The organism is Mucilaginibacter sp. (genome assembly GCF_036568825.1).
In the GTDB taxonomy this organism is placed as follows: Bacteria; Bacteroidota; Bacteroidia; order Sphingobacteriales; family Sphingobacteriaceae; genus Mucilaginibacter.
The window spans coordinates 37,387-59,389 of sequence record NZ_DATCRU010000031.1 but is presented as its reverse complement, the minus strand read 5'-3'; the positions used below and the strand labels follow the sequence as shown (position 1 = coordinate 59,389).

Below are 22,003 nucleotides of genomic sequence, written 5' to 3'. Positions count from 1 at the left end.
ATTATGCTAAGGATACAGATCATTGCCATTATCGTGAACATTTTGTTCCTGCTGTACATTGCGCGGCTTATAATCAAAGGCAAACTGCGCGAGGAGTACGCCATAGTGTGGGTTATATGTACGGTTTTCCTGGTGATATTCTCCTTCTGGACGGAAGGCCTCGAACTTCTAAGCAGGCTGACAGGAGTGATCCTCCCTGCCAATATGGTTTTCACAGGTTTTATATTCGCTATATTGATTTACCTGCTGCATTTAAGCGTAGTCGCTTCCAAACTCCACAACAACAACAAAAAGCTCGCACAGGAAATCTCATTGCTGAAGGAACAATTTGATAAGTATGTGAGCGAGCATAAGTAGATAGTCTTTGATTGACGTTATACGGTTATGCCAGCCAACCATACACAACCTATTATACCTGTGATCAGGGCCCAATATTTGATTTCTATCCAGAACAAAGTATGCTTACTTTTTTTGCCTCTGGTTCGTCCTTCCCTTAATAACTGCGGACCGCCATCATAAAACCATATGATAAAAGATGAGGATAAAAGGGAAATGCCTCCAATGTATCGCTCATCCAGGTGAACGGCATCAGCTACGGTAAAAAGAATAAGTGCAATTATTAAAGGAAGCGCAAGAACAATTGCCCCTCTTCCCTTATGCGGAATAAAATGTGCCAGCATTTATTAAAGATAGAAATTATAAGAGAATCATAATACGGCCAGTAGTAGTCACCGTCAATGATATCTTTAATCCTTAAGTTAACGGCTATGGTGTGGATACTTGAATGGGTGGGTTGGCGCGACAAATTTTATTTGCAATCAGATTCAATTGTTTAATGTTTATTTGGTCCTGCAAATAATTTTTCTCCGGCCTTCACTGCAATTTGAAGATGGTTTTCATCGGGTGGCTTGGGACATGAGTAACCGCCGCTAAAAGCGCAGTAAGGATTATAAGCTTTATTAAAATCGATCACGATTTCATTGTTTCTAAAGTCGCCTTCACGCAAATCAATATATCGCCCGCCGCCATAGGTCTCAGCACCGTTGGTGTCATCAGTAAATGGCAGGAATAAATAATCTTTGTATTGTGGTATAGCCGACAGCGCAATATTCCGGTATACGGTCAATTGCATTGGCTGACCTTTAAGACTAAACTTCAATACAGCATAACGTACATATTGACGACCCGTTCCCACAAAAACCGGCATGATAAAGATCTGCTCATTCGATAACAACTCTTCTTTTGCGGTTACTTTGAAAGTACTATCGGCATCATAAAAGCGCAGATATTGCAGATCCTCTTTTTTTAAAGGAGAATGTGTATCGCTCAGGAAATCATCCATGTATTTTTTCTGCCATTCGGCAACCTGGGTTTTATGATCCTGACCGAAACTATTCAGGCCGATCACCAATAATGCAATCAGCAAACTTCTGTGACTTAATTTAGATATTAGGTTTATTTCCATGACGCAATATATTTAATATTCACTGTTATGAGAAAAGTAGAATTACAGCAACCGAAAGCTGAAGTAACTCCAATGATACCCAATTAGAATTACCTTTCATTGTTCTAATCGCCCCTTAAGCAAAACAGAGCCCCTTTCCAGAGGCCCTGCCGAAACAAAACTATAGCTAGATCGCTAAGGGTAATTGGTCATTTCAATTTCCTGTCAATTAATAAAAATAACGCCTCTTTGCGACTTAACTCCCTGTTGTAGAACCTGACATTATCGATTGTTCCTTTAAAAAATTCATCCGGAAAGGAGCCCAATGTCGTGCCGATCCTAAGATTGTCTAAGAACCCTGCTGTAGTAAAATCGGAATTCGGATTGGAATTATTAATTGCAACCTGGCGGCCATTTAAATACAGTGTGAACTGGGAGTTGCTATAGTTCAAAATCAGGTCATACCATTTGTTGGGCTGTATAATGTTGGCCGCTGTTGTTAAATTTGCGCTGCTGCCACTTGGAATAATGATAAACGACCAATTGAATGCTATGCTTTGATCCGGATTGATAACCAGTTGCGCTGAATACACGCTGGCATGACCGTCTCCACTTTGCACCAGGGTTTGAATTGCTCCGCTGGTATCTGATTTAAATCTTACATAAATACTGAATTGATTAACCGGAGCGCCAATGCCCTCATTGATTGGTGTACCTACCAATAAAGGGTTGTGAGGAAGGGTAATAAAATCTGATATCCCATTAAAATAATAGGCCGAATTTGAATATCCGAATTTATCATTAGTTAATATCGGCGGACTTAACGTATTCTCTCCCCCGGTATAAAAATCCCGCAAGGTGCCGTTATTGCCATTTCCCGATGAATCATTAGCATTCCCGATAAATGGATAGTACCCAACTAATCCATCTGCCAGGTCTTTCTGACCCTGCGGACTGTTAAAACTGTTCAGATCAGCCAGCGATAAGGTTTCACCGCCTGCGTTAACATCATTAGCCGGAGCCTGACGTTGATCTTTTGTACACGCGCTCATCAATAGCGACAGCGCAACTGCCGTTGTAAATAAAGTGTTTTTCATTTTAAAAATATTTTTTGATTAATAGATGAGTTAAAACTAATTTTTTAATTTTAGATTAAAAAGAGTAATTAAATAGTAATTTCAGACTTAACTGTAGTTTACGCGGCTTGGTAATAGTAAGTGCACGGTTATTTTAATTGCTCAATCGTTTTTACCGTAAAGCAGAAACATTAGACAATGCTCATTAGTTATTAGTTAAATAATTCTATTAACTATGAAAAAGATAATTTTACTATTACTGGCAGGGATAGGTGTGTTTGCCAGCTGTAAAAAAGACAACCCCTCAAAGATTAAATCGCCGGACAACCGGAAGATGGATACGCTGCAAGGAACCATCACAAAAGACCTTACGCTTGATCCCACTAAAAGCTATTTTCTTAAAGGACAGGTGTATGTAAAGAACAATGCTACCCTTACCATTCCGGCAGGGGTCACCGTTTATGCGCAGGTGAATGCAGAAAGGTCGGCAAAGAGTGTATTGGTGATCACTCAGAACTCCAAATTAAACATTAACGGTACTGTCGATAATCCCGTTGTATTCAGCTCGGCCGCAACATCAAAGGCGCCGGGCGATTGGGGGGCGATCGTTCTTTTAGGTAATGCGCCTGCAAATGTAGGCGTGGGGCATGTTGCAGGTCTGCCAATTACTGCCGATACACAGTATGGCGGTCAGGCAGCGAACGATAATTCAGGGTCAATTACCTATCTCAGGCTCGAGTATACGGGCGGCATTAACCCGCCGGCTGAAGATGAGTGGGCAGTAGATAAAGCAAGCGGTCTGGTTTTGGCGGGCATAGGCTCAGGTACCCACATAGATAACGTGATGGTGAAATATTCAAACGATGACAGCTTCCAGTTTGTAGGTGGTACCGTAAATGCAACTCACCTCATCAGTTATAACTGCGGCGATGACGATTTTGATTTCGATCTGGGGTATGAAGGCAAGCTGCAATTTCTGGTAGGCTACCGTACACATTCCTCGTCACAGGCATTAAGGGCCAATGGTTTTGAAAGTTATAATGACTCTGTCCCCACCAATAATACGCCCTACACACGGCCGGTTGTTTCAAATATGACCATTGTTGGCCCGGAAGGGATCGACGCGACAAAGACAAACATCAACCAGGGCGTATACATGCGTAAAGGGACACGGTTGGCTGTAAGAAATTCCATCGTAGCCGAATATTCGGAGGGCGCATTTATGGTTTGCCCGCGCACCCGCCCGCTTATCCTGAACGACGATGGTGCCGAATTTAGAAGCAACCTGGTGGAAGCTGATACTCTTGCGCGTACGTTTTGCTGGGACCAGGATGTAAAAGGTGTTTTTGCCGACCCCGTGCTCACCACATTCGAAACCAACGCTGTTAATAAAAATGTGGTTATTGCAACTTCAGCCAATATGAAACTGATGATGATGTACAACCCCCAGGGAGCACCAGACCTGCGCCCGGCAAGCGATTCGCCGGCACTAACGGGAGCCGATTTTTCCGGAGCCGATTTTTCCGACGCATTTTTTACCCCGGTAGCTTACCGCGGTGCCCTGAGCGATAACTGGGCGGCCCAAAGTAATTGGGCAGATTGGCGGTGAGCTTGGTTCGTCAACCTTTCAATTTGCGAAAAATACAAACTAAAAAAGCCACCGTATGGTGGCTTTTTTGTGGGAGTTACTGGGTTCGAACCAGTGACCCTCTGCTTGTAAGGCAGATGCTCTGAACCAGCTGAGCTAAACTCCCTTTGTTATATCCCTTTGTTTTGGGACTGCAAATATAGGATGTATGATCAATTAGACAAAAAATAATTCAAATTTTTGTAAAACTCACTGAGTATGAGTCAAATTGGTTTAAAATGGCAAGATGTTTGCTGTATTATCTACATAATTTTTACAATTCAGATGCGTTCTGAATTAAACTTTTAATAAAAAATATCGTTTAACTATTATAATTATTTTAACAATACTATGAGATCGATTAATGTGCTGCAGAAAAAGGCAACAAGACTTCAAGAAGATATAAAAGCTTTATTATTGGATAACTATCGCTATGACGAGACGCTAACTACCCGTCTGAACATTATATCAAAAGTTACAAACCTACGTGCCGAACTGGCCACCGTACAACGTGAAATAAGAGAAAGACAAGCTGCCTGAACTGACAAACTTACAGGTACTTATCACTTTTTATTTTCCCACCCATTTTAAATTAAGGTTACTTTTCTGTATACTTAATAAACTTTTCCTGCGTTTTATTGGTAATTAATTTAACCAACTTATTGCTGAAGCTGTATGAAATCACTGATAGAGCTTTACAAAGAGTCTTCCGATACCAAATTGGAGATCAATATTCTGATAGCAGAAACCAACAATCCTGCTAATGCACTTGAGTTGCGCCTTTCGATATTAAATCAAATTACGCTTCTGCACCAGAAGTTAAATCACATCCTTCACGAGATTAAAGAAAGAAGATCGGCTGTCATCGCTTAAGATCCTGTTTTGGTTTTATTGCAGATTGTAACTGGTATCAATAGGTGTGCCTCCTGTTATAGTTTGATACACCACGCAATATCTTTCAGTAAGCTTAGCAAGGCTGACCATTTGCTCTTCGTTAGCGTCGGTGTTCAAATAAAACCCCAATCGTATTTGTTTAAAACCCACTGAAGCTTCTTTTGATACACCCAGTGTGCCCCGAAAATCCAGGTCGCCCTCGGCTTTTACTGTTCCGCTTTTAATGTCGACGCCTATTGCAGTAGCTACGGCGCTTAAAGTAACTCCAGCGCATGCCACCAATGCTTCCAATAACATATCGCCCGAGCAGGCCAGCATGCCATTGCCGCCGGTTGCCGGATGAAGCCCCGCTTCAACCAATGTTTTGCCGGTTTCTATTTTGCACGATATGCCATCACCTAAATTCCCTTCGGCTTTCAGCGTGATCATTGCAGTATCAGGCTCCACTTTATATTTCTCCTTCAGCGGTGCCTGTAAATTCTTTAATTCGGTAGCGTCCATAAAATTGGATTTAATAGGTCAAATGTACCTTACGAAAATCAAAAATATAGTATATGGAAAGTAAAACTGTTGTTATTCAGGCATAATCAACGTATCAACGCCACCCAACCGGATAAAGGAGGTTGCCCGTTTTGCAGATTGATTATATAGTAATAAGTTCCGGTAGGTAACGGGTTGTTATTATAGTTTCCGTCCCAGGGTTTGGCGTAGCCCCTGGATTGATAGATCATGCTGCCATAACGTGTAAATATCGACACCATGCACGAGGGATAATCTATAAGGGATTTAATATTCCAAACGTCATTAATGCCATCGCCATTAGGCGTAAAAGCATTTGGGATAGATACTGGTCCGCCGGCAGGGCTTTCGGTGACGATGATATCACCGCTTTTATAAGTTATGGTATAATTCTTCGGATCAAATGAACCGCCTGATGCATTGGAAGGCGTTACCGACCCGGTATAAGTCCCCACTTTGGAAGATGCGTCAGCGCCCTCGCCATAAGTCATTAAAACATTCCCGATAGATTCACTATTCTGCAATCCGTTGGATGTAAATCCTGTCGGCACAAAACCATTGGTAAGCGTTTGACCGGAGCGTTTTTGAACATTGTTAGCGGTAATAGTAAGTGGGGCGGGGGTAACAACAGAAATAGGAACGGGTACATTGACACCCGTCGCACCTACGCTGCTTAATACGGTATTGCCGGAATAAGTGCCAACAGGCGTTTTTGATGTTAAACGAATATATACTTTCGTCGCATTGATGGTGCCCGATGTGCCGACTGTAACAGTTGAGTTAAAGTTAGTATTATCTGTGCTTACCTCAAAGCCTGCAGGTGGGGTAACCAGGATACCTGTATTGATATTGGTGCCTGATACGGTAAAACTGGTCGATGTTGACGCCGTGCCATAGATAGTTGAAAGCGATGATAAAGTACCGGTTGTGGTAACGCTGGCAGGCAAAAGCGGATCGACTTCGATTGTAAAAGTAATAGTTGTGCCACTGCACCCTGTTGTTAAATTGACTGGGGTAACGATAAATGTACTTATCAGCGGTGTGCTGCCTGTATTGGTTGCAATAAATGGGGCAATATCCGGGCCGGAGGAATTCGGGGTTCCGATATTATTATCGGCAGCCCAATTATAATTGGTTGCGGTGCCTGTAAAATGGATACGCGAAGTAAGGCTTCCGCTTACAACTACCTGATTAGGGACAGGGTTTACTGTAGGTAATGGATTTATTTCACCCGTTACAGCAATGTTCTGACTATTCGCGCCTTGCGAGGACAAAGTCACATTTCCTGATATATTGCCAGTAGCCGAAGCCGCCGAGCGGACATATACGGTCACATCATTTACTACTCCTGCCGATTGCGGTATAGTAACACTATTGCCGTATCCGCCTGTTGCGCTCAATGATACTTCAAACCCTGAAGGTGCTGTGACAACAATATTATTTGATAAACTATTTCCCGATACAGTAAATTGTGCAATGTTCGGATTTTCTGAAGGCGAGCCTTCACATGCGGATATAATACCAGTTACGGCCGTGGTTGTAATACTTGGTGGTGTTGGGTTGATGGTAATGGTGAAGGTAACAGGAATGCCGGAGCAGCCGGAGCCATTTGTTATAAAGTTACCCAATCCCCAAGGGCTATTACCCACGGGAACCGATGCCGTAAATGTATAATTTGAAGTATTTAAGATGGAGACGTTATTCCTGTCTAATATAGTTACATATAGCAAACTACCATCCTTGTTTAATGATAAACCATAAGGTTGACGCGTAATAGGAACTTCTGTTATCAGCGATTTTGTCGAAGTATCGAATATAGAAACCTCGTCTGAAAGATTATTTGAAACATATAGACGGCTACCATCAGGACTTAGCACTACTTCTGCGGGAGTAGGTGTGGATAATTGTGCATCGACCGTATTTGTTAAGGTATTAATAATCGAAATTTTATTCGAGTTTTCGCATGCAACATAGACCTTACTGCCATCCGGACTTACTGCCAGCCCGTTGGGTTGTAAACCAACTATGATTGTAGCAATAACTTTATTTGTAGTTGTATTAATTTCGGTGACAGCGTTTGAATTTGAGATAGGCAATGGATTTGATACGTATAATCTCGTACCGTCAGGGCTTATTGCTAACTCCCAAGGTCCATTCACGGGTATAGTGTTAATTACTAAGCCAGTTGTTGCGTTGATTACCGATACTGAATTCCCATTGGTATTAGCGACAAAAATTTTGCTCCCATCGGGACTTATCGCAATCCCCCAGGGACCTAAACCTACTGGAATTGTAGCTATTACTTTGTTGGTAATAGTATTTATTATCGAAACAGTATTGTCGCCTTGATCGGTGACATAGGCACGGCTACCGTCAGGACTAACTGAAACTCCCGTGGGGTACTTCCCTACATTCAGGGTTGCTATAACTGTATTTGTTGCCGTATTGACTATAGAAACTGTGTTATCTGCGGAATTTGCAACATATGCATAACTTACTGATTGCGGCATAACCGTAATTGTAGCGGTAATTGGTGTAGCACCATTATTAACCGCGGTAAATGCTGGTATGGTACCTGTTCCGCTTGCAGGCAAGCCTATCGCGGGATTATTATTTGTCCAGTTAAATGTATTTGCCGTTCCTGTAAAATTGATAGCAGTAGTGCTGCTCCCCGCACTAACAGTTTGATTGCCTGGATTATTTACCGTAGGTAATGGATTGATTTTACCTACTACAGCAACATTCTGTGTATTTGCGCCCTGGGAAGAAAGTGTTACGTTACCGGAAATGCTACCGGTAGCAGAAGCGGCCGATCTGACATAGACTGTAATGTTACTTGCAGTGCCACCAGATTGAGTAATGGTTACCGTATTCCCGTAGCCGCTGCTTGCTAAAAGCGATACTTCAAAACCTGCTGGCGCGGTAGCTGTAATGTTGCTTGTTAAGCCGGTTCCGGATACGGTGAATTGCTCGATATCCGGACTGGCAGAGGGCGAACCCTGGCATGCGGAAATGGTACCCGTTGCGGTGCTTGTCGTAATAACTGGCGGGACGGCTAACGGTTTTACCGTAATAGTATAGGTAAATGGCGAGCTGTTACAACCCGGCCCGTTGGCAATAAAATTACCGAGAGAAACCGGATTGTTGCCAACTGCGATTTCATGATAACTATAGTAAGGTAACACATCGACATCCAGCACACCATAATAATCGAGAGAAAAAACTGATGCGCCATCAGGCGTAACTGATATGCCATTGCTTGCCGTCGCAGCGGTTGTCATTGTTTCATCGTCGGAAAGAAAAATAGTAGTAAAATAACCGCTGCCTGAAACATACGCTTTGGTACCATCCGGGCTTAAAGCAATTGCAAATGGATTAGCAACCATTTGGATATATTTAACCTTTGAATAGTCTGTTGCGTTCAGGATCAAAATTTGGTTCAATCCCCATACAGCAACATAAATCAGGCTGCCGTCTGCATTAACGGTAATACCTTCCGGTAACCACCCGCATGGTACAGTTGTAATTACACTATTTGTTGACGTGCTTATTACCGACATGGTGCTTGCAGTAACATTGGTAACATAAACGTGGCTGCCATCAGGGCTTTCTGTAATTCCAAGGGGGCCTACGCCAACCGGTATAGTGGTTAGCACATTATTGGTTGTTGCGTCGATAACAGACACCGTATTTGAACCGTAATTGGCAACGTACGCGCGCTTGCTGTCAGGGCTGACGACCACGCCATCAGGTTTCAATCCGATCGGAATAGTTGCAGTTACTGTATTGCTTGTAGTATTAATAACGGATACACTGTTATCCGTTTGATTTGTTACATAAACTAATGTACCGCTCGTGTTAACAGAAACCCCATAAGGCCCCGCACCCACTGGGATGGTCGCTATAACATTTTTATCGACAGTATTGACAACTGAAACGTTATTTGAACCATAATTGGCAACATAGGCAAATGATGAAGCAACAGGGGTGACCGAAATGGTAGCCGTGATAGGCGTACTACCTGTATTTACAGCAGTGAACGCAGGGATATCACCTGAGCCGCTTGCAGCCAGACCTATTCCGGGTGTATTGTTGACCCACTTGTAACCGCAGCCACCAGATGGAAAATTAACGGTAGTTGTTTGATTACCGCTTACAACAGTCTGAGTACCCTGAGCCTTCGCCTGGCGCGACAAAAAGAAAACAGAAACAATTATACTTGCTACGAGTAGAAATCTCTTCATGCGTTAAGGCTCAGATTGTCTACTCAAAAAACGCAAAAAAAGTTGTATTTACTTATTCTATTTTGAAAAAACTTCCTGGTTAATTCAGTGATCGGTTAACCAGTTTATCAGTTTACCGGGTGCCGATCAACTGATAAACCGGTTAACTGATCTCCGGTCACTCACTCCGTAAACTCTTTATTGGATTAACCAATGCTGCCTTCATCGATTGTATACTCACTGTCGCCAGGGCGATCAAAATGATAATTCCACCTGCCAGGGCAAACATCCACCAATGCATCGGTTCATGATAGGCAAAGTTTTGCAGCCATTTATCCATAGCATACCATGCAACCGGCGTAGCTATTATGAGGGCAATGACAACTAATACCAAAAACTCCGATGACAGCAAAGCAAACAAAGAGCCTACGCTTGCACCCAACACCTTACGGATGCCGATTTCTTTAAGACGTTGTTCTGCAGTGAACATGGCTAAGCCCAGCAATCCAAGGCAGGAAATAAATATCGCCAGGAAGGCAAACCCATTGGATAATTTACTGACAATCTGCTCATTATTATACAGTTTGTTGTAGGCATCATCCGAAAAAGTATAAGTAAACTGGAAGTCAGGATTTAATTGTTTTGTAATAGTCTCCAGGCTGGCCAGCGCTTCTTTCGTTTTGCCGGCCGCAGTCCTTACTATCGCAAAGCCGTAATCGATATTTTCACCATAACGAATGATCAGCGGTTTGATCTGATCATGCAGTGAACTGAAATGAAAGTCCTTTACTACTCCGATGATCTTACCTTTTACACCCCACATGGTGATCGATTTCCCGATAGGATCAGCATAACCAAATCTTTTTACCGCGGCTTCGTTAACAATATACGCTGTAGAATCAGTAGGGAAATCCTTTGAGAAATCGCGTCCAGCCACCATTTTTAATTTTACTGTACTGGTAAAATCGTTGCCTACGATGTCGTCTGAAAAAGAAATACTTGTACCGGGTGTTTTACCTTCCCATTCTACACCTACGGTAGATGGGGAAATTTTAGTCGGCGGATTTTCGGCACGTGTAACTGACCGTATCCCCGGCATCCTTAAAGCTTCCTGTTTTAATACTTCATATTTCTTGACCAGGTTTCCTTCAAGCGGAATATAAATCATATTCTCCCTGTCGAAACCGAGATTTATAGATTGGATATAAGATATCTGTCGCGAAATAATGATAGTCCCGATTATTAGTACTACCGAAAGAACAAATTGAAATACCACTAAGCCCTTGCGAAATAAGATAGTGCCCGAATCAAGTTTTAAGGTTCGCTTCAATACTTTAACCGGGTTAAATGATGACAGGAACAAAGCAGGATAACTACCCGAAACTATACCGGTAATAAAGGTGATCAATAATAATTCTGCCCAGAATTTCACATCGTTAAAGGGTAACTCAATTTGCTTTTGAGTGATCTCATTGAAAAGGGGCAGAATAGCGACTACCAGAAACAATGAAACCGATACTGCTATTGTAGTAAGCAATAATGATTCACAGATAAACTGTTTGATCAGGACGCTTCTTATCGCGCCAACTGCCTTTCTAACTCCAATTTCCTTAGCGCGTTTTACCGAACGTGCTGTTGTCAGGTTCATGAAATTAATACAGGCTATCAGCAAAATAAATACTGCAACAATGCTGAAGAGGTGCACATATTCTATCCGGCCGCCGTCAATTTTTCCTTCTTTAAAATTGCTGTGCAGATAAACCTCGTCAAATTTTTGCAGGGCAAGTTCCTGGGTAAAAGTGCCCGGCTTTTCATTGTTATCCAGTTTCTCTAAAAAGTGCGTGATCTTCTGATCTACCAAACCCGGGTTAGCATCCGGGCGCAATTGGATGTAGGTAGAAGGCGTATTGTTCCCCCATTCTTTTGCCCACGGATTATCTTCCAAAAACGATGTCCAGTTTATCAAATAGTCAAACTTCAAAGAGGAATTAGCACCAACGTTTTCAAACACAGAGGAGACGATAAAGCTCTTACGATTATCGATACGAAGAGTTTTGCCCATCGCTGCCTGTGCGCTTCCAAAGAATTCCTGCGCCATCTTTTTCGAGATCGAGATATCCGACACTGTCCGTAATGAATTGCCTGCATTACCCTGAATCAGTGGATAGCTGAACATTTTAAAGAAATCGGCATCCGCTGAACCACCTGTTAGTTTAATGATCTTATCGCCGACTTTAAAATTGTGCTCATCAGAAAAGACAGCGCTCACGGCATATTGCACTTCCGGAACTACCCGCTTTAATTCTGCAGCCAAAACGCCCGGTGTATAATATTGGCCGTTTATCTTATTGTCATAATGTTGCTGCTCATAAACCTGGTATAAATACTTCCCGTTTTTATGGAAGCCATCCATGTTCACTTCATTCTGCACCCACAATAATATTAGCAGACTACAAGCCAATCCAACCGAAAGACCGGCCATATTGATAAATGTATGTGTCCTGTTTTTTACCAGGTTGCGCCAGGCAACTTTCAAATAATTCTTTATCATCGTATTAGTTCATTTGTTCAATAGTTCATTTGTTCACTGGTTTAGACTGCAACTGCTACTGCCACTCTACCAGTTACTGGTTAACTGATAACCGTTTAACTGGTCACTCACTCCGAAGGCTCTTCACAGGATTCATCATCGCCGCTTTAATGCTTTGAAAGCTCACTGTAGCTAAAGTGATTAGTATGGATACTATAGCTGTCGCAGCAAATATCCACCAGGATAATTGTGTATGATACTCGTATCCCTGCAACCAATTGTGCATAAAATAATAAGCCGACGGGATGGCTACCAGTAACGATACAACCACCAGCGCTACAAAATCCTTCGACATCAATTGCCATAGACTGAACACTGATGCTCCCAACACTTTACGTACCCCAATCTCTTTGGTGCGCTGCTCGGCAACATAAGCTGCTAATCCAAATAAGCCTAAGCAGGATATAAAAATGGCCAGCGTCGCAAAAATACCTGACAGTTTCCCAACCAATTCTTCCAACTGGAATTTTTTATTGTAATCCTCATCCGCAAAGCGATAACTATATGGGAATGAAGGTGCATATTTATTAAATATCTTAGTCAGCTTTTCCATAGCAGTATGCGTTTCTACATGCGGCGACAAGCGATAGATCAGGAAGGTCCACCAACGCGGCTCGTAATAATACAATGTTGGATTGACTGATGAAAACGCCGAACCCATCAATGAGTTTTTTACTACAGCCTTTATGCGGATAGGTTGCTTTCTGTCGTCCGTAAAGTGCTGACTTAATGGATCTTTCAGGCGCAGTCTCTTAACTGCCGCTTCGTTCAATATAACGCTGGATGTATCTGCGGCCCTGTCAAATTCCATGCCTTCACTAATTTTTATCCCAAGCGTATGGAAGTAGCTTTCAGAAATGCCGATATAAGCCACCTGAGCCGTTTCGCCGGGCTGCTTGCCGGGCCAATCGTCAAGGTTCCCGGTTCCATAATGTTCGGTGGCCGCACTATTGGAAGTAGTAACACTTTCAACAAGCCCGCTTTGCAGCAACTCGTTTTTCAGCGGCACATAATTAACGTGCAGATCGTTATTAAAGTCGGTTAACAACAGGCGATCGATATTGTACCCGGTCGGCCGGTTTTTGGCATATTGTATCTGCCGGTAAATAACCACCGTGCTGATAATAAGTGCAATAGAACAACCAAATTGCGTTACCACCAACACCCTGCGCGACCATTCCGACGATCTGCTTGTCGACATTTTACCTTTCAAAACCTCAACCGGGTTGAATGATGACAAGTAGAAGGCCGGCCTGCTGCCTGCCAGTAACGCGGTAAAAAACACGCATCCGATAACGATAAACCAGAATTTAATGCTGATAAAAGGTATGGCAATGCTATTACCGGTAAGTGTATTAAAGGGCGATAAAGCTAATTGCACAAAGCAAAGGCATAATACAAAAGCGATTGCCGTAAATAGAAACGATTCAGTTAAAAACTGCAATACCAACTGCCGTCTTTGTGAACCAATAGCTTTCCTAACACCAACTTCGCGGGCCCGTTTCTGGGAGCGGGCGGTAGAAAGATTAACAAAATTGATGCAGGCAATCACGAGTACCAACACACCGATGATACTGAATAGGCGCACATATTCAATAAAGCCGCCGACTTCTTTTCCGTTCTTATATTCTGCAAATAAATGCGCCCGTGATATGGGCTGCATCCATACCTGGGCATATTTTTTATTGGCACTTTCTTTTTGAATATCTCTGATCTTAGGTTCAACCTGCGCATAAGTTACGCCGGGATTAAGTTCAACCACCATCCAAAACTGATTGCCATAAAAGCCACCTTTTCTGCCTTCAATTATCCAGCCCTCAGTAAGGTCGGTATAGGCGAGTGGGGTCAGGAAATTAAATTTTGCTGTCGAATTTTCGGGAACATCCTTCATCACCCCGGTAACTTTTACATTATTCCGGTTATCCAGGTTGATCACTTTTCCTATCGGGTCAGCATCGCCAAATAAGGCCTTAGTAGTTGTTTGGTCTAACACGACCGAGTAAGCATCCTTAAAGATGGTATTGATGTCACCCTTTAGCAGTTGAAATTTCAACGTTTTTAAAAAGTCATTATCAACGATGGCGCCCTGCTTAAATACTTTATGGTTGCCATTTCTTAGTCCGTGGTTGTCAAAATGCGCTACACTTACACGTTTAATCTCGGGTATGCGGTCACGCAATACTTGTGCTAGTTTTAATGATGCGTCATTATCGGTCAGTATTTCAGTGCCGGTATTAAAGTTCTGCCGTACCTGGTAAAGCTGGTCATAATCCGGCAAAAAACGATCATAAGAATATTGATAATTCACCCATAAGCCAATAAGTAAAGCGACGCTCATCCCGATGGCAAGCCCTAAAATATTAATAGAGCTGTAAGTCAGGTTTTTTTGCGCATTACGCCATGCAATTTTTATAAAAGTTGCGATCATACCAAAACGGTTTGCAAAATAACTAATCACACTATTCCGCTGTTTCTTTTTGACAGGATTGTCACGCAATGGTTCGCCTTGCTCAATAGATGGACCATTATCCTTAATCCGTTCCAATATTTTTTGGAAACGGAAATAACTATTAGCTTCAATGCTTTGCTCAGTATCGCTTTGCCACCATTCCGCCATCAGCTTTATCCTGTTATGGATGTCCGGGTGCTGTTGCAGCAGCTCATCTAATTCTCTTATCTCTTCCTCCGAAGCTCCGTTTGCTAGTTTTTTGGCTACCAGTGCTAAAATGTGATCTTCAATGTTCATGTTCTCAATAGGCTAGATGTTTCATTCAGATAGCATTGTCAGGTCTTATTTCGCGATAAAATACATGCCAAAATGCAATCTGCTTATTATCAATGCTTTAAAATAAAGCCAACAAAAGGCAACTGTACGGATATGAACGGTGTGTCCGGTTTCAGGCGGACAGTTATGCCATAATCCATACTTTCACCATCAAAAAGATGATTGTCGCACATTTTGGTTGCATGCCCGGGTCATTTTTTCTGTAAAATCTTTATAATTTAGCTAACTATTAACTGATTAGCTTATGCGTAAACTCCCCTTCCTGGTATTTCTACTCCTGGCTTCTTCGGCCTTTGCTCAAAAAACCTACATACAATGTGGTAAACTGATAGACGGGATATCCGGCAAAGCTCAAGCTGAAATGACGATAGTGGTTGATGGGAAAATGATCAGTGATATTCAGAAAGGATATACAAGCGGTAGTTCGGGCGATAAAGTGATCGACCTGAAAAACAAAACCGTAATGCCGGGGCTGATCGATTGCCACGTTCATTTAGAAGAACAGCACAGCAAAACGGGTATGCTTGATGCCTTTACGATGACGGATGCGGATGTAGCTTATCATGCGCAGATCTATGCTAAGCGAACGTTGATGGCCGGTTTTACTACCGTTCGCGATTTGGGTGGCTCAGGAGTGAATATCAGTTTAAGCAAAGCAGTGGCGCAAGGGTTGGTTGATGGTCCAAGGATTATTACAGCAGGTCGTGCAATCTCAGCAAGCGGTGGTCACATGGATAATTCAGTTGGCTTTAGGGATGATGTGTTCGATCATAAAATGGGTCCGGATGATGGTGTTGCCGATGGGAGGGATGAGTTGGTAAAAGCTGTCCGTTTACAGATAAAAAGAGGTTCGGCGGTAATCAAGATTGCCTCTACCGGTGGTGTGCTCGATCTGAGCGAAAACTCATCAGGTGCTGAATTCACTATAGATGAGATCAAAGCTGTTGTTGAGACCGCGAAGGATTATGGTCTGAGGGTGGCTTGTCATGCTCATGGCGCCGAAGGAATCAAGCGGGCAATACTGGCCGGTGTTACCTCTATCGAGCACGGCACTTTTATGAACGATGAGGACAGGGAATTGGCAAAAAAATACGGTACTTACCTGGTGCCGACTATCATTGCAGGTAAATCAGTATCTGACTCGGCAAAAATTCCGGGATATTTTCCGCCGGTGATTGCACGTAAGGCGGTCGAAGTGGGTACACAGATACAGAACAATTTCGCCCAATCCTACAAAGCGGGTGTCAAAATAGCTTTTGGTACCGATGCCGGCGTTTATCCGCACGGCAAAAATTATATGGAATTTCAATACATGGTTGAGGCAGGCATGCCGCCGATGGAGGTTATAAAAGCAGCCACGGTGAACGCCGCCGACCTTTTAGGAATAAACAATCAAACTGGTAGCATTGTTAAAGGAAAACTTGCCGATATTGTGGCAGTTGATGGTGATCCGCTGGTAGACATAAAAACAATGAAGAATATGGCCTTTGTGATGAAGGAAGGCAAAATTTATACAAATCAATAATTTAATAACTGAACATGATTAATCTGAAGACGCTTTCTGCGATAGCTCTTTCGGGAGCTCTTGCGGTAAGCCTGAACAATTCCTATGCGCAGCAAGCCGCTGCAAAAACCGTAGACCCGGCAATGAATATCTACCGGGAAACCCCGCCTAAAATTAACGACCTGGTACATACCAAACTGGATGTTAGGTTCGATTACAAAAAACAATTTATGTACGGCAAAGAGTGGGTAACGCTGCGCCCGCATTTTTATCCTACCGATAGCTTAAGGTTGGATGCCAAAGGCATGGATATTAAAAATATTTCAGTAGTGAAAGATGGTAAAAACATCCCGCTGAAATATAAATATGAGGATAGCCTGAGCCTGGCCATCAATTTGGATAAGACATATCATAATAACGAATCGTATACCATCTACATTGATTATACATCAAAACCAAATCAGCTGAAAGCCAAAGGCAGTGCTGCAATAAACGACGCCAAAGGTTTATATTTTATTAACCCTGACGGCACTGAAAAAGATAAGCCAACCCAGATATGGACTCAGGGCGAAACAGAAAGCTCATCCGCATGGTTCCCAACTATCGACAAGCCAGAGCAAAAAACTACTGACGAGATCAGCATGACTGTTCCGGCTAAGTATGTTACGTTGTCAAACGGCCGCCTGGCTTCACAGAAAAGCAATGCTGACGGCACCCGCACCGATACCTGGAAGATGGAACTGCCACACTCGCCATACCTGTTTATGATGGCGGTAGGCGATTTTAAGATCTACCATGATAAATGGCGCAATAAAGAAGTAAACTATTACCTGGAGCCAAAATACGCGCCGTATGCCAAAGAGATTTTCGGGATGACTCCTGAACTGATCGAGTTCTACTCAAAAACTTTGGGTGTTGATTTTCCATGGAACAAATATTCACAGATCGTAGTGCGTGACTATGTGAGCGGTGCGATGGAAAATACTACGGCTACGCTACATGGTGCATATGTTCAGGGTACGCACCGCGAGCTGATCGACCGCTACTATGATGACGGTCGAAGCACTATTGCGCACGAGTTGTTCCACCAATGGTTTGGCGATTATGTAACCTGCGAAAGCTGGAGCAACCTGACCGTAAATGAGTCTTTTGCCGACTTTAGCGAAATGCTTTGGGCTGAGCATAAATACGGTAAGGATGAGGCTGATGCCCATAGTTACGAAGCCATGGAAAGCTACCTTGAAAATCCTGAGGCCTCTCAAAAGGACCTGGTTCGCTTCCATTACAATGACAAGGAAGACATGTTTGACGTAGTGACCTATAAAAAAGGTGGCCGTATTTTAAACATGCTGCGTAATTACCTGGGCGATGCAGCTTTCTTTAAAGGACTGAACATCTACCTGAAAACAAACGCTTTCAAAAATGGCGAGGCACAACAACTACGTCTTGCCCTAGAAGAAGCAAGCGGCCGCGATCTGAACTGGTATTTTAACCAGTGGTATTATGGTGCCGGTCACCCGGTATTAGATATCAACTACAAGTGGGATGACGCTTCAAAAACCGAAACCGTTTACCTGGCTCAGAAACAGGATGGACAAACTTTTAAATTACCTTTTGCGGTAGATATTTATGCAGGGGGTAAAAAAGTACGTCACAAAGTTTGGATGGACGACAAGATGGATACCCTGACATTCCATTCAGATGTAAAACCCGATCTGGTGAATGTGGATGGTGATAAAGTTTTATTAACCCTTAAAACCGACAATAAAACCCTGGGCGAATATGCTTTCCAGTACGCCAATGCACCTTTATATCTTGATCGTTATGAGGCCATTGAAGCTGTTCAAAACAAACAGACAGAAAAAGATGCGCAAAAGGTCATTATTGCTGCTTTGAAGGATAAATATTATGGTCTGCGTATAAAAGCCATCCGCGCTTTGAATATGAAGAACGATGATATTCATAACGCTGCTTTGCCGGTGTTGACTTCGTTGGCACAGAACGACGAGAACACTTTGGTTCGTGCAGCAGCTATGAATTTATTGGCTAGACTGAAATTACAGGACAACATGGCCATGTTTAAACAAGGTTTAAAAAGCGAATCATATGCTGTGCAGGGTGCTGCCCTGAATGGTATCGATCAGCTTGATCCTGCACAGGCCCTGGAAGTAGCTAAAGGTTTCGAAAAAGACAACAGTGGTGCTTTAACTACTGCTATGGTTGGCGTATTTGCCGAAAGCGGTAAGTCGGCTCAATGGCCTTTTGTTTACCAGCATTTCAACGACGGTGATATCAATACCAAGTTTATGCTGATCAGGAAATTTGCGCAGATGACCGGTAATATAGATAGCTCGGCTGATGCACAACAAGGTATTGAGGCGCTTAAAGAGGCCGGTATGAAATACAAGATATACAATGGTGTTGCTCCGTTTGTAGCCGGCTTGTTGAATAACATCAAAGATCAGCGTACCAAGCTGAAGGATGATGCTTCAGCAAAAGCCGCTGACGACGCTGCAAAAGCGCTTAATGAAGCAAAGGATAAAGAGGCGAAATAATAATATGCCTCTGTGTGCTTTGTGATTCTCTCAGTGTCCTTTGTGTTTAATTTTATCACGGAGGACACTGAGATTTACACTGAGAGCACAAAGAGTCCTCTTTCCATTTAACACTTCATCCTCAAAAAATAACACTATTTAACAATCGCATTGTTTATATTAGCGATAACATAAACCGGCTATGAAAAAATTATTGTTATTACTGATCTTCATTGCAGGCGCTTCCCAATTGAAAGCGCAGCAATCTACCCTAAAACCTTTCGATCAGAATTTGTTCAAGACCCCAAAGGATCAAAACTTATTTCAGTTTAAACCGGGTGATAGCACACTGTTTAAAAATTTTTCAGTTAAACCAAACGAGCAGTTACTGGCTTTAGCGCCAAATAAGTTGACTGATAATAATCAGTTCTTGTTAAGCCCGTCTGCTAATATTGACCATATGCCAATAGCAAAGGCAAGCGGCAACATTGATCATATGCCTGTTACCAAACCTAGTGGCAATATGGAAAAGATGCCTGTGGTGAAAGTAGTGCCATTGGGATTACCGAAGCCGGTTACCCACTGATTTTTTCTAATTTATCTTGAGGTAACAACTTGCCTTGTTCACGCTTTTCTATCACATTATCAAACGACTTTTGATATTCGGGATGATTGGTTTTCATCAGCCTGTCCCATATGTTGAAGTAAAGTCCGTAGTTGCATTTGGTCAACCGGTGATGCATGTTATGGTGGGTAGATGTATTATGCCATTTAAACAGCCGGTGACTGGCAAATCCTTTTGGAAATATCTCAAACCCGAGATGCCCCACTACATTCAGTAAAAGAGAATATATCGTAAATATCACCAGCGCAACAGGGTGATAAGGCATGACAAATGCAATAAGGGGAATAATACCCACTTCGATAACTGCCTCTATGGGGTGAAAAGCATAAGCCGCAAAAGGAGTGGGGTTGATGGAAAGGTGATGCGTTTTATGTGCAATCCTAAATAAAGGCTTCCAGTGCATTATCCGGTGTGTCCAGTAGAAATAGGTATCGTGCAGGAAGATCATCAGGATGATGCTGAAAAAGAAATAGAAGTAACCATACTGATGAACATTGTTGTAAACTCTTGTATAGCCTTTTTGGCCTGCAACGATGGTTAGAATGATGATCACCCCAAAGATCAATACACTCAGCATAGAATAACTGATCTCTCTCAGAACATGCTTATTTTCAGGATACCGCTGCTGAATTTTGGCGTACCAGAATCTGTGGTTCTTCCAGACATAAAATATGAAGTAAAATACACCGGCCAACAAAAAATAACGTCCTACTATACTGAACAGCACACGTGCTACTTCACCTGCTTTGGCCAATGTTATTTCAGCGATCATATTGATATGACGATCAAGCCCTTAAAAGATTTTAAGATATTGATAATTAATTTACTGATCAGAAATCTTTGTTCAACAACTTCTCCAGCTCAGCAAAACTGATGTTCATTTTAACCCGGCCCTGCTTGGCATAAGATATTTCGCCGGTCTCTTCGGATACGATAATGGCTGTCGCCTCGTTTGTTTCGGTTACGCCGATGCCTGCACGGTGGCGCAAGCCGAATTGCAATGGTAAGTCTGTTTTGTCGGTCAATGGCAGAATACAACTTGCGGCTTTGATCTTATTTTCCGATATCACCACCGCACCATCATGCAGCGGACTGCTTTTTTGAAAAATACTTTCCAGTAAACGTTTGGATATTTTTGAGTCGAGCACCTCGCAACTGTTCTGGTAAAACTGTTCGTCATAAAATTTGGCGAATACGATAAGTGCACCGGTGCGGCTTTGCTTCATGCTTTTGCAGGCATCAATGATGGGCTTTATACGGGCGTAGTTGTTCTTTTCGTCCTCGCGTTTGCCAAAAAAATAGGCCCACCAGGCTTTGTTTCGCTGCAGGGAGGCATTTTTGCCCACCAGCAGCAAAAATCGTCGTATCTCCTGCTGAAAGACGACGATGACGGCGATGATACCCACATTGACAAAGTTTTGCAGAATTGCCGTAAGCAAACTCATGTGCAATGCCCGCACCACGAAGAACAGCACATAGATGAGTGCGAGACCAATAAAGATATTGGCCGCTATTGTACCCCTGATAAGGCTGTACAGTTGGTAAATGATAAAAGCCACCAGCAAGATATCCAGTATATCAAAGAAGGTCACCTTCAGATGGCTCAGATCAAATAAATGCATACGGCTAAGTTAGTATTTTCCCTTATTAGATGTAGCTCAGGAGACTTACGAAGTTTTAGAAACTTCGTAAGTCTGAATCATCCCTGGTACGGCCCTCCGGGAACACCCCAGCCCCAAACAGGCATAGGCACATCGGGACTTTCAGTTACTTCGTCGGTATTGGAGTTGATCACAGCTATGCGGGTGCCCCACTCCAGGTAAGCCATAAATGCGGAACGGAATTCTGGATCGTCGGGCAGCTGTAGTTCATCGGCAGTTTGCAATAGCAGGTCTATCCAGCGTTTGCGTTGTTCGTGTGTAAGATGTTTCGACAAATGCTTTTGGATCATCTTAAAATGGCTTCCTTCTGATTCACTGTAAAGCTTTGGGCCGCCAAATACTTCGGCTACAAAATGGGCCACATGCATCCGGTGCTCAGGCGACATATGCTTGAAAACCGGCAGCAAAATATCATCGGTAAAACTTTGTCGTAAAATTTTTGAAAAAGGGTCTCGAATGCGGTCATGCCGCCTGCCCATTCATATAGAGAAGGCACTGATTTGTTGTTTTCCATAAGATGA

General features: G+C 42.8%; 17 protein-coding genes and 1 tRNA gene. 7 read left to right on the top strand and 11 right to left on the bottom strand.

The annotated features are described in order from the left end of the window. Nucleotides 1-3 precede the first annotated feature (3 nt). Nucleotides 4-357 (top strand): DUF2304 domain-containing protein, encoded by a 354-nt coding sequence (locus tag VIM89_RS06780; protein WP_488155383.1) that lies wholly within the window; start codon nucleotides 4-6, stop codon nucleotides 355-357. A 17-nt stretch (nucleotides 358-374) separates the two neighbouring features. Here the strand turns inward: VIM89_RS06780 and VIM89_RS06775 are convergent, their stop codons facing one another. The 3 genes from VIM89_RS06775 to VIM89_RS06765 all read right to left on the bottom strand — a co-directional run bounded on the left by VIM89_RS06775 (nucleotide 375) and on the right by VIM89_RS06765 (nucleotide 2,541). After that, on the bottom strand, nucleotides 375-680 hold the full coding sequence (locus VIM89_RS06775) for a hypothetical protein (protein ID WP_488155382.1): 306 nt from the start codon (nucleotides 678-680) through the stop codon (nucleotides 375-377). Between the two features lie 152 nt (nucleotides 681-832). Further along, nucleotides 833-1,465 (bottom strand): DUF1684 domain-containing protein, encoded by a 633-nt coding sequence (locus VIM89_RS06770; RefSeq protein ID WP_488155381.1) that lies wholly within the window; start codon nucleotides 1,463-1,465, stop codon nucleotides 833-835. A gap of 188 nt (nucleotides 1,466-1,653) precedes the next feature. Beyond that, complete coding sequence (locus VIM89_RS06765; RefSeq protein ID WP_488155380.1) at nucleotides 1,654-2,541, bottom strand: LamG domain-containing protein; 888 nt, start codon at nucleotides 2,539-2,541, stop codon at nucleotides 1,654-1,656. 214 nt (nucleotides 2,542-2,755) lie between these two features. On the opposite strand from VIM89_RS06765, the gene VIM89_RS06760 reads away from it, so the two are divergent. Further along, complete coding sequence (locus tag VIM89_RS06760; RefSeq protein ID WP_488155379.1) at nucleotides 2,756-4,129, top strand: hypothetical protein; 1,374 nt, start codon at nucleotides 2,756-2,758, stop codon at nucleotides 4,127-4,129. A gap of 70 nt (nucleotides 4,130-4,199) precedes the next feature. Here VIM89_RS06760 and VIM89_RS06755 read toward each other — a convergent pair. Continuing rightward, nucleotides 4,200-4,274: transfer RNA gene (locus VIM89_RS06755), tRNA-Val, on the bottom strand. A 224-nt stretch (nucleotides 4,275-4,498) separates the two neighbouring features. Between VIM89_RS06755 and VIM89_RS06750 the strand changes: the two genes are divergently transcribed. Both VIM89_RS06750 and VIM89_RS06745 read left to right on the top strand, forming a co-directional pair. After that, nucleotides 4,499-4,687 (top strand): hypothetical protein, encoded by a 189-nt coding sequence (locus VIM89_RS06750; RefSeq protein WP_488155378.1) that lies wholly within the window; start codon nucleotides 4,499-4,501, stop codon nucleotides 4,685-4,687. A gap of 135 nt (nucleotides 4,688-4,822) precedes the next feature. After that, nucleotides 4,823-5,020, top strand: coding sequence for a hypothetical protein (locus VIM89_RS06745; protein ID WP_488155377.1), 198 nt, complete (start codon nucleotides 4,823-4,825; stop codon nucleotides 5,018-5,020). Nucleotides 5,021-5,035: 15 nt separating this feature from the next. Here VIM89_RS06745 and VIM89_RS06740 read toward each other — a convergent pair whose 3' ends face one another. The 4 genes from VIM89_RS06740 to VIM89_RS06725 all read right to left on the bottom strand — a co-directional run bounded on the left by VIM89_RS06740 (nucleotide 5,036) and on the right by VIM89_RS06725 (nucleotide 15,119). Beyond that, the gene (locus tag VIM89_RS06740; RefSeq protein ID WP_488155376.1) at nucleotides 5,036-5,542 is read right to left on the bottom strand and encodes an OsmC family protein; all 507 of its coding nucleotides are present in this window, start codon (nucleotides 5,540-5,542) and stop codon (nucleotides 5,036-5,038) included. Between the two features lie 86 nt (nucleotides 5,543-5,628). After that, nucleotides 5,629-9,804, bottom strand: a complete 4,176-nt coding sequence (locus VIM89_RS06735) for a beta-propeller fold lactonase family protein (protein WP_488155375.1) — start codon at nucleotides 9,802-9,804, stop codon at nucleotides 5,629-5,631. A 157-nt stretch (nucleotides 9,805-9,961) separates the two neighbouring features. Then, nucleotides 9,962-12,334: an ABC transporter permease gene (locus VIM89_RS06730; RefSeq protein ID WP_488155374.1), complete on the bottom strand. Its 2,373-nt coding sequence runs from the start codon at nucleotides 12,332-12,334 to the stop codon at nucleotides 9,962-9,964. Nucleotides 12,335-12,437: 103 nt separating this feature from the next. Further along, a complete protein-coding gene (locus tag VIM89_RS06725; RefSeq protein WP_488155373.1) occupies nucleotides 12,438-15,119 on the bottom strand; it encodes an ABC transporter permease in 2,682 nt (893 codons plus the stop codon). A gap of 283 nt (nucleotides 15,120-15,402) precedes the next feature. On the opposite strand from VIM89_RS06725, the gene VIM89_RS06720 reads away from it, so the two are divergent. The 3 genes from VIM89_RS06720 (at nucleotide 15,403) to VIM89_RS06710 (ending at nucleotide 19,782) form a co-directional block, all read left to right on the top strand. After that, nucleotides 15,403-16,683 (top strand): metal-dependent hydrolase family protein, encoded by a 1,281-nt coding sequence (locus VIM89_RS06720; protein ID WP_488155372.1) that lies wholly within the window; start codon nucleotides 15,403-15,405, stop codon nucleotides 16,681-16,683. Between the two features lie 14 nt (nucleotides 16,684-16,697). Next, entirely contained in the window at nucleotides 16,698-19,217 is a 2,520-nt protein-coding gene (locus VIM89_RS06715; protein ID WP_488155371.1) for a M1 family aminopeptidase, read from the top strand. A gap of 181 nt (nucleotides 19,218-19,398) precedes the next feature. Beyond that, nucleotides 19,399-19,782, top strand: coding sequence for a hypothetical protein (locus tag VIM89_RS06710; RefSeq protein ID WP_488155370.1), 384 nt, complete (start codon nucleotides 19,399-19,401; stop codon nucleotides 19,780-19,782). On the opposite strand, the gene VIM89_RS06705 is transcribed toward VIM89_RS06710, so the two are convergent. The 3 genes from VIM89_RS06705 to VIM89_RS06695 all read right to left on the bottom strand — a co-directional run bounded on the left by VIM89_RS06705 (nucleotide 19,772) and on the right by VIM89_RS06695 (nucleotide 21,868). Beyond that, entirely contained in the window at nucleotides 19,772-20,593 is an 822-nt protein-coding gene (locus VIM89_RS06705) for a sterol desaturase family protein (protein WP_488155369.1), read from the bottom strand. The genes VIM89_RS06710 and VIM89_RS06705 overlap by 11 nt on opposite strands. Before the next feature lie 58 nt (nucleotides 20,594-20,651). Continuing rightward, nucleotides 20,652-21,443: a diadenylate cyclase CdaA gene (cdaA, locus tag VIM89_RS06700; protein ID WP_488155368.1), complete on the bottom strand. Its 792-nt coding sequence runs from the start codon at nucleotides 21,441-21,443 to the stop codon at nucleotides 20,652-20,654. 77 nt (nucleotides 21,444-21,520) lie between these two features. Beyond that, nucleotides 21,521-21,868, bottom strand: coding sequence for a group II truncated hemoglobin (locus VIM89_RS06695; protein ID WP_488155367.1), 348 nt, complete (start codon nucleotides 21,866-21,868; stop codon nucleotides 21,521-21,523). Between the last annotated feature and the right edge of the window lie 135 nt (nucleotides 21,869-22,003).

What these genes read in the sequence shown, in the direction of transcription:
- VIM89_RS06780 (WP_488155383.1), top strand. Translation starts at nt 4, where the DNA reads ATGCTAAGGATACAGATCATTGCCATTATCGTGAACATTTTGTTCCTG.
- VIM89_RS06775 (WP_488155382.1), bottom strand. Translation starts at nt 680, where the DNA reads ATGCTGGCACATTTTATTCCGCATAAGGGAAGAGGGGCAATTGTTCTT.
- VIM89_RS06770 (WP_488155381.1), bottom strand. Translation starts at nt 1,465, where the DNA reads ATGGAAATAAACCTAATATCTAAATTAAGTCACAGAAGTTTGCTGATT.
- VIM89_RS06765 (WP_488155380.1), bottom strand. Translation starts at nt 2,541, where the DNA reads ATGAAAAACACTTTATTTACAACGGCAGTTGCGCTGTCGCTATTGATG.
- VIM89_RS06760 (WP_488155379.1), top strand. Translation starts at nt 2,756, where the DNA reads ATGAAAAAGATAATTTTACTATTACTGGCAGGGATAGGTGTGTTTGCC.
- VIM89_RS06750 (WP_488155378.1), top strand. Translation starts at nt 4,499, where the DNA reads ATGAGATCGATTAATGTGCTGCAGAAAAAGGCAACAAGACTTCAAGAA.
- VIM89_RS06745 (WP_488155377.1), top strand. Translation starts at nt 4,823, where the DNA reads ATGAAATCACTGATAGAGCTTTACAAAGAGTCTTCCGATACCAAATTG.
- VIM89_RS06740 (WP_488155376.1), bottom strand. Translation starts at nt 5,542, where the DNA reads ATGGACGCTACCGAATTAAAGAATTTACAGGCACCGCTGAAGGAGAAA.
- VIM89_RS06735 (WP_488155375.1), bottom strand. Translation starts at nt 9,804, where the DNA reads ATGAAGAGATTTCTACTCGTAGCAAGTATAATTGTTTCTGTTTTCTTT.
- VIM89_RS06730 (WP_488155374.1), bottom strand. Translation starts at nt 12,334, where the DNA reads ATGATAAAGAATTATTTGAAAGTTGCCTGGCGCAACCTGGTAAAAAAC.
- VIM89_RS06725 (WP_488155373.1), bottom strand. Translation starts at nt 15,119, where the DNA reads ATGAACATTGAAGATCACATTTTAGCACTGGTAGCCAAAAAACTAGCA.
- VIM89_RS06720 (WP_488155372.1), top strand. Translation starts at nt 15,403, where the DNA reads ATGCGTAAACTCCCCTTCCTGGTATTTCTACTCCTGGCTTCTTCGGCC.
- VIM89_RS06715 (WP_488155371.1), top strand. Translation starts at nt 16,698, where the DNA reads ATGATTAATCTGAAGACGCTTTCTGCGATAGCTCTTTCGGGAGCTCTT.
- VIM89_RS06710 (WP_488155370.1), top strand. Translation starts at nt 19,399, where the DNA reads ATGAAAAAATTATTGTTATTACTGATCTTCATTGCAGGCGCTTCCCAA.
- VIM89_RS06705 (WP_488155369.1), bottom strand. Translation starts at nt 20,593, where the DNA reads ATGATCGCTGAAATAACATTGGCCAAAGCAGGTGAAGTAGCACGTGTG.
- cdaA (WP_488155368.1), bottom strand. Translation starts at nt 21,443, where the DNA reads ATGCATTTATTTGATCTGAGCCATCTGAAGGTGACCTTCTTTGATATA.
- VIM89_RS06695 (WP_488155367.1), bottom strand. Translation starts at nt 21,868, where the DNA reads ATGTCGCCTGAGCACCGGATGCATGTGGCCCATTTTGTAGCCGAAGTA.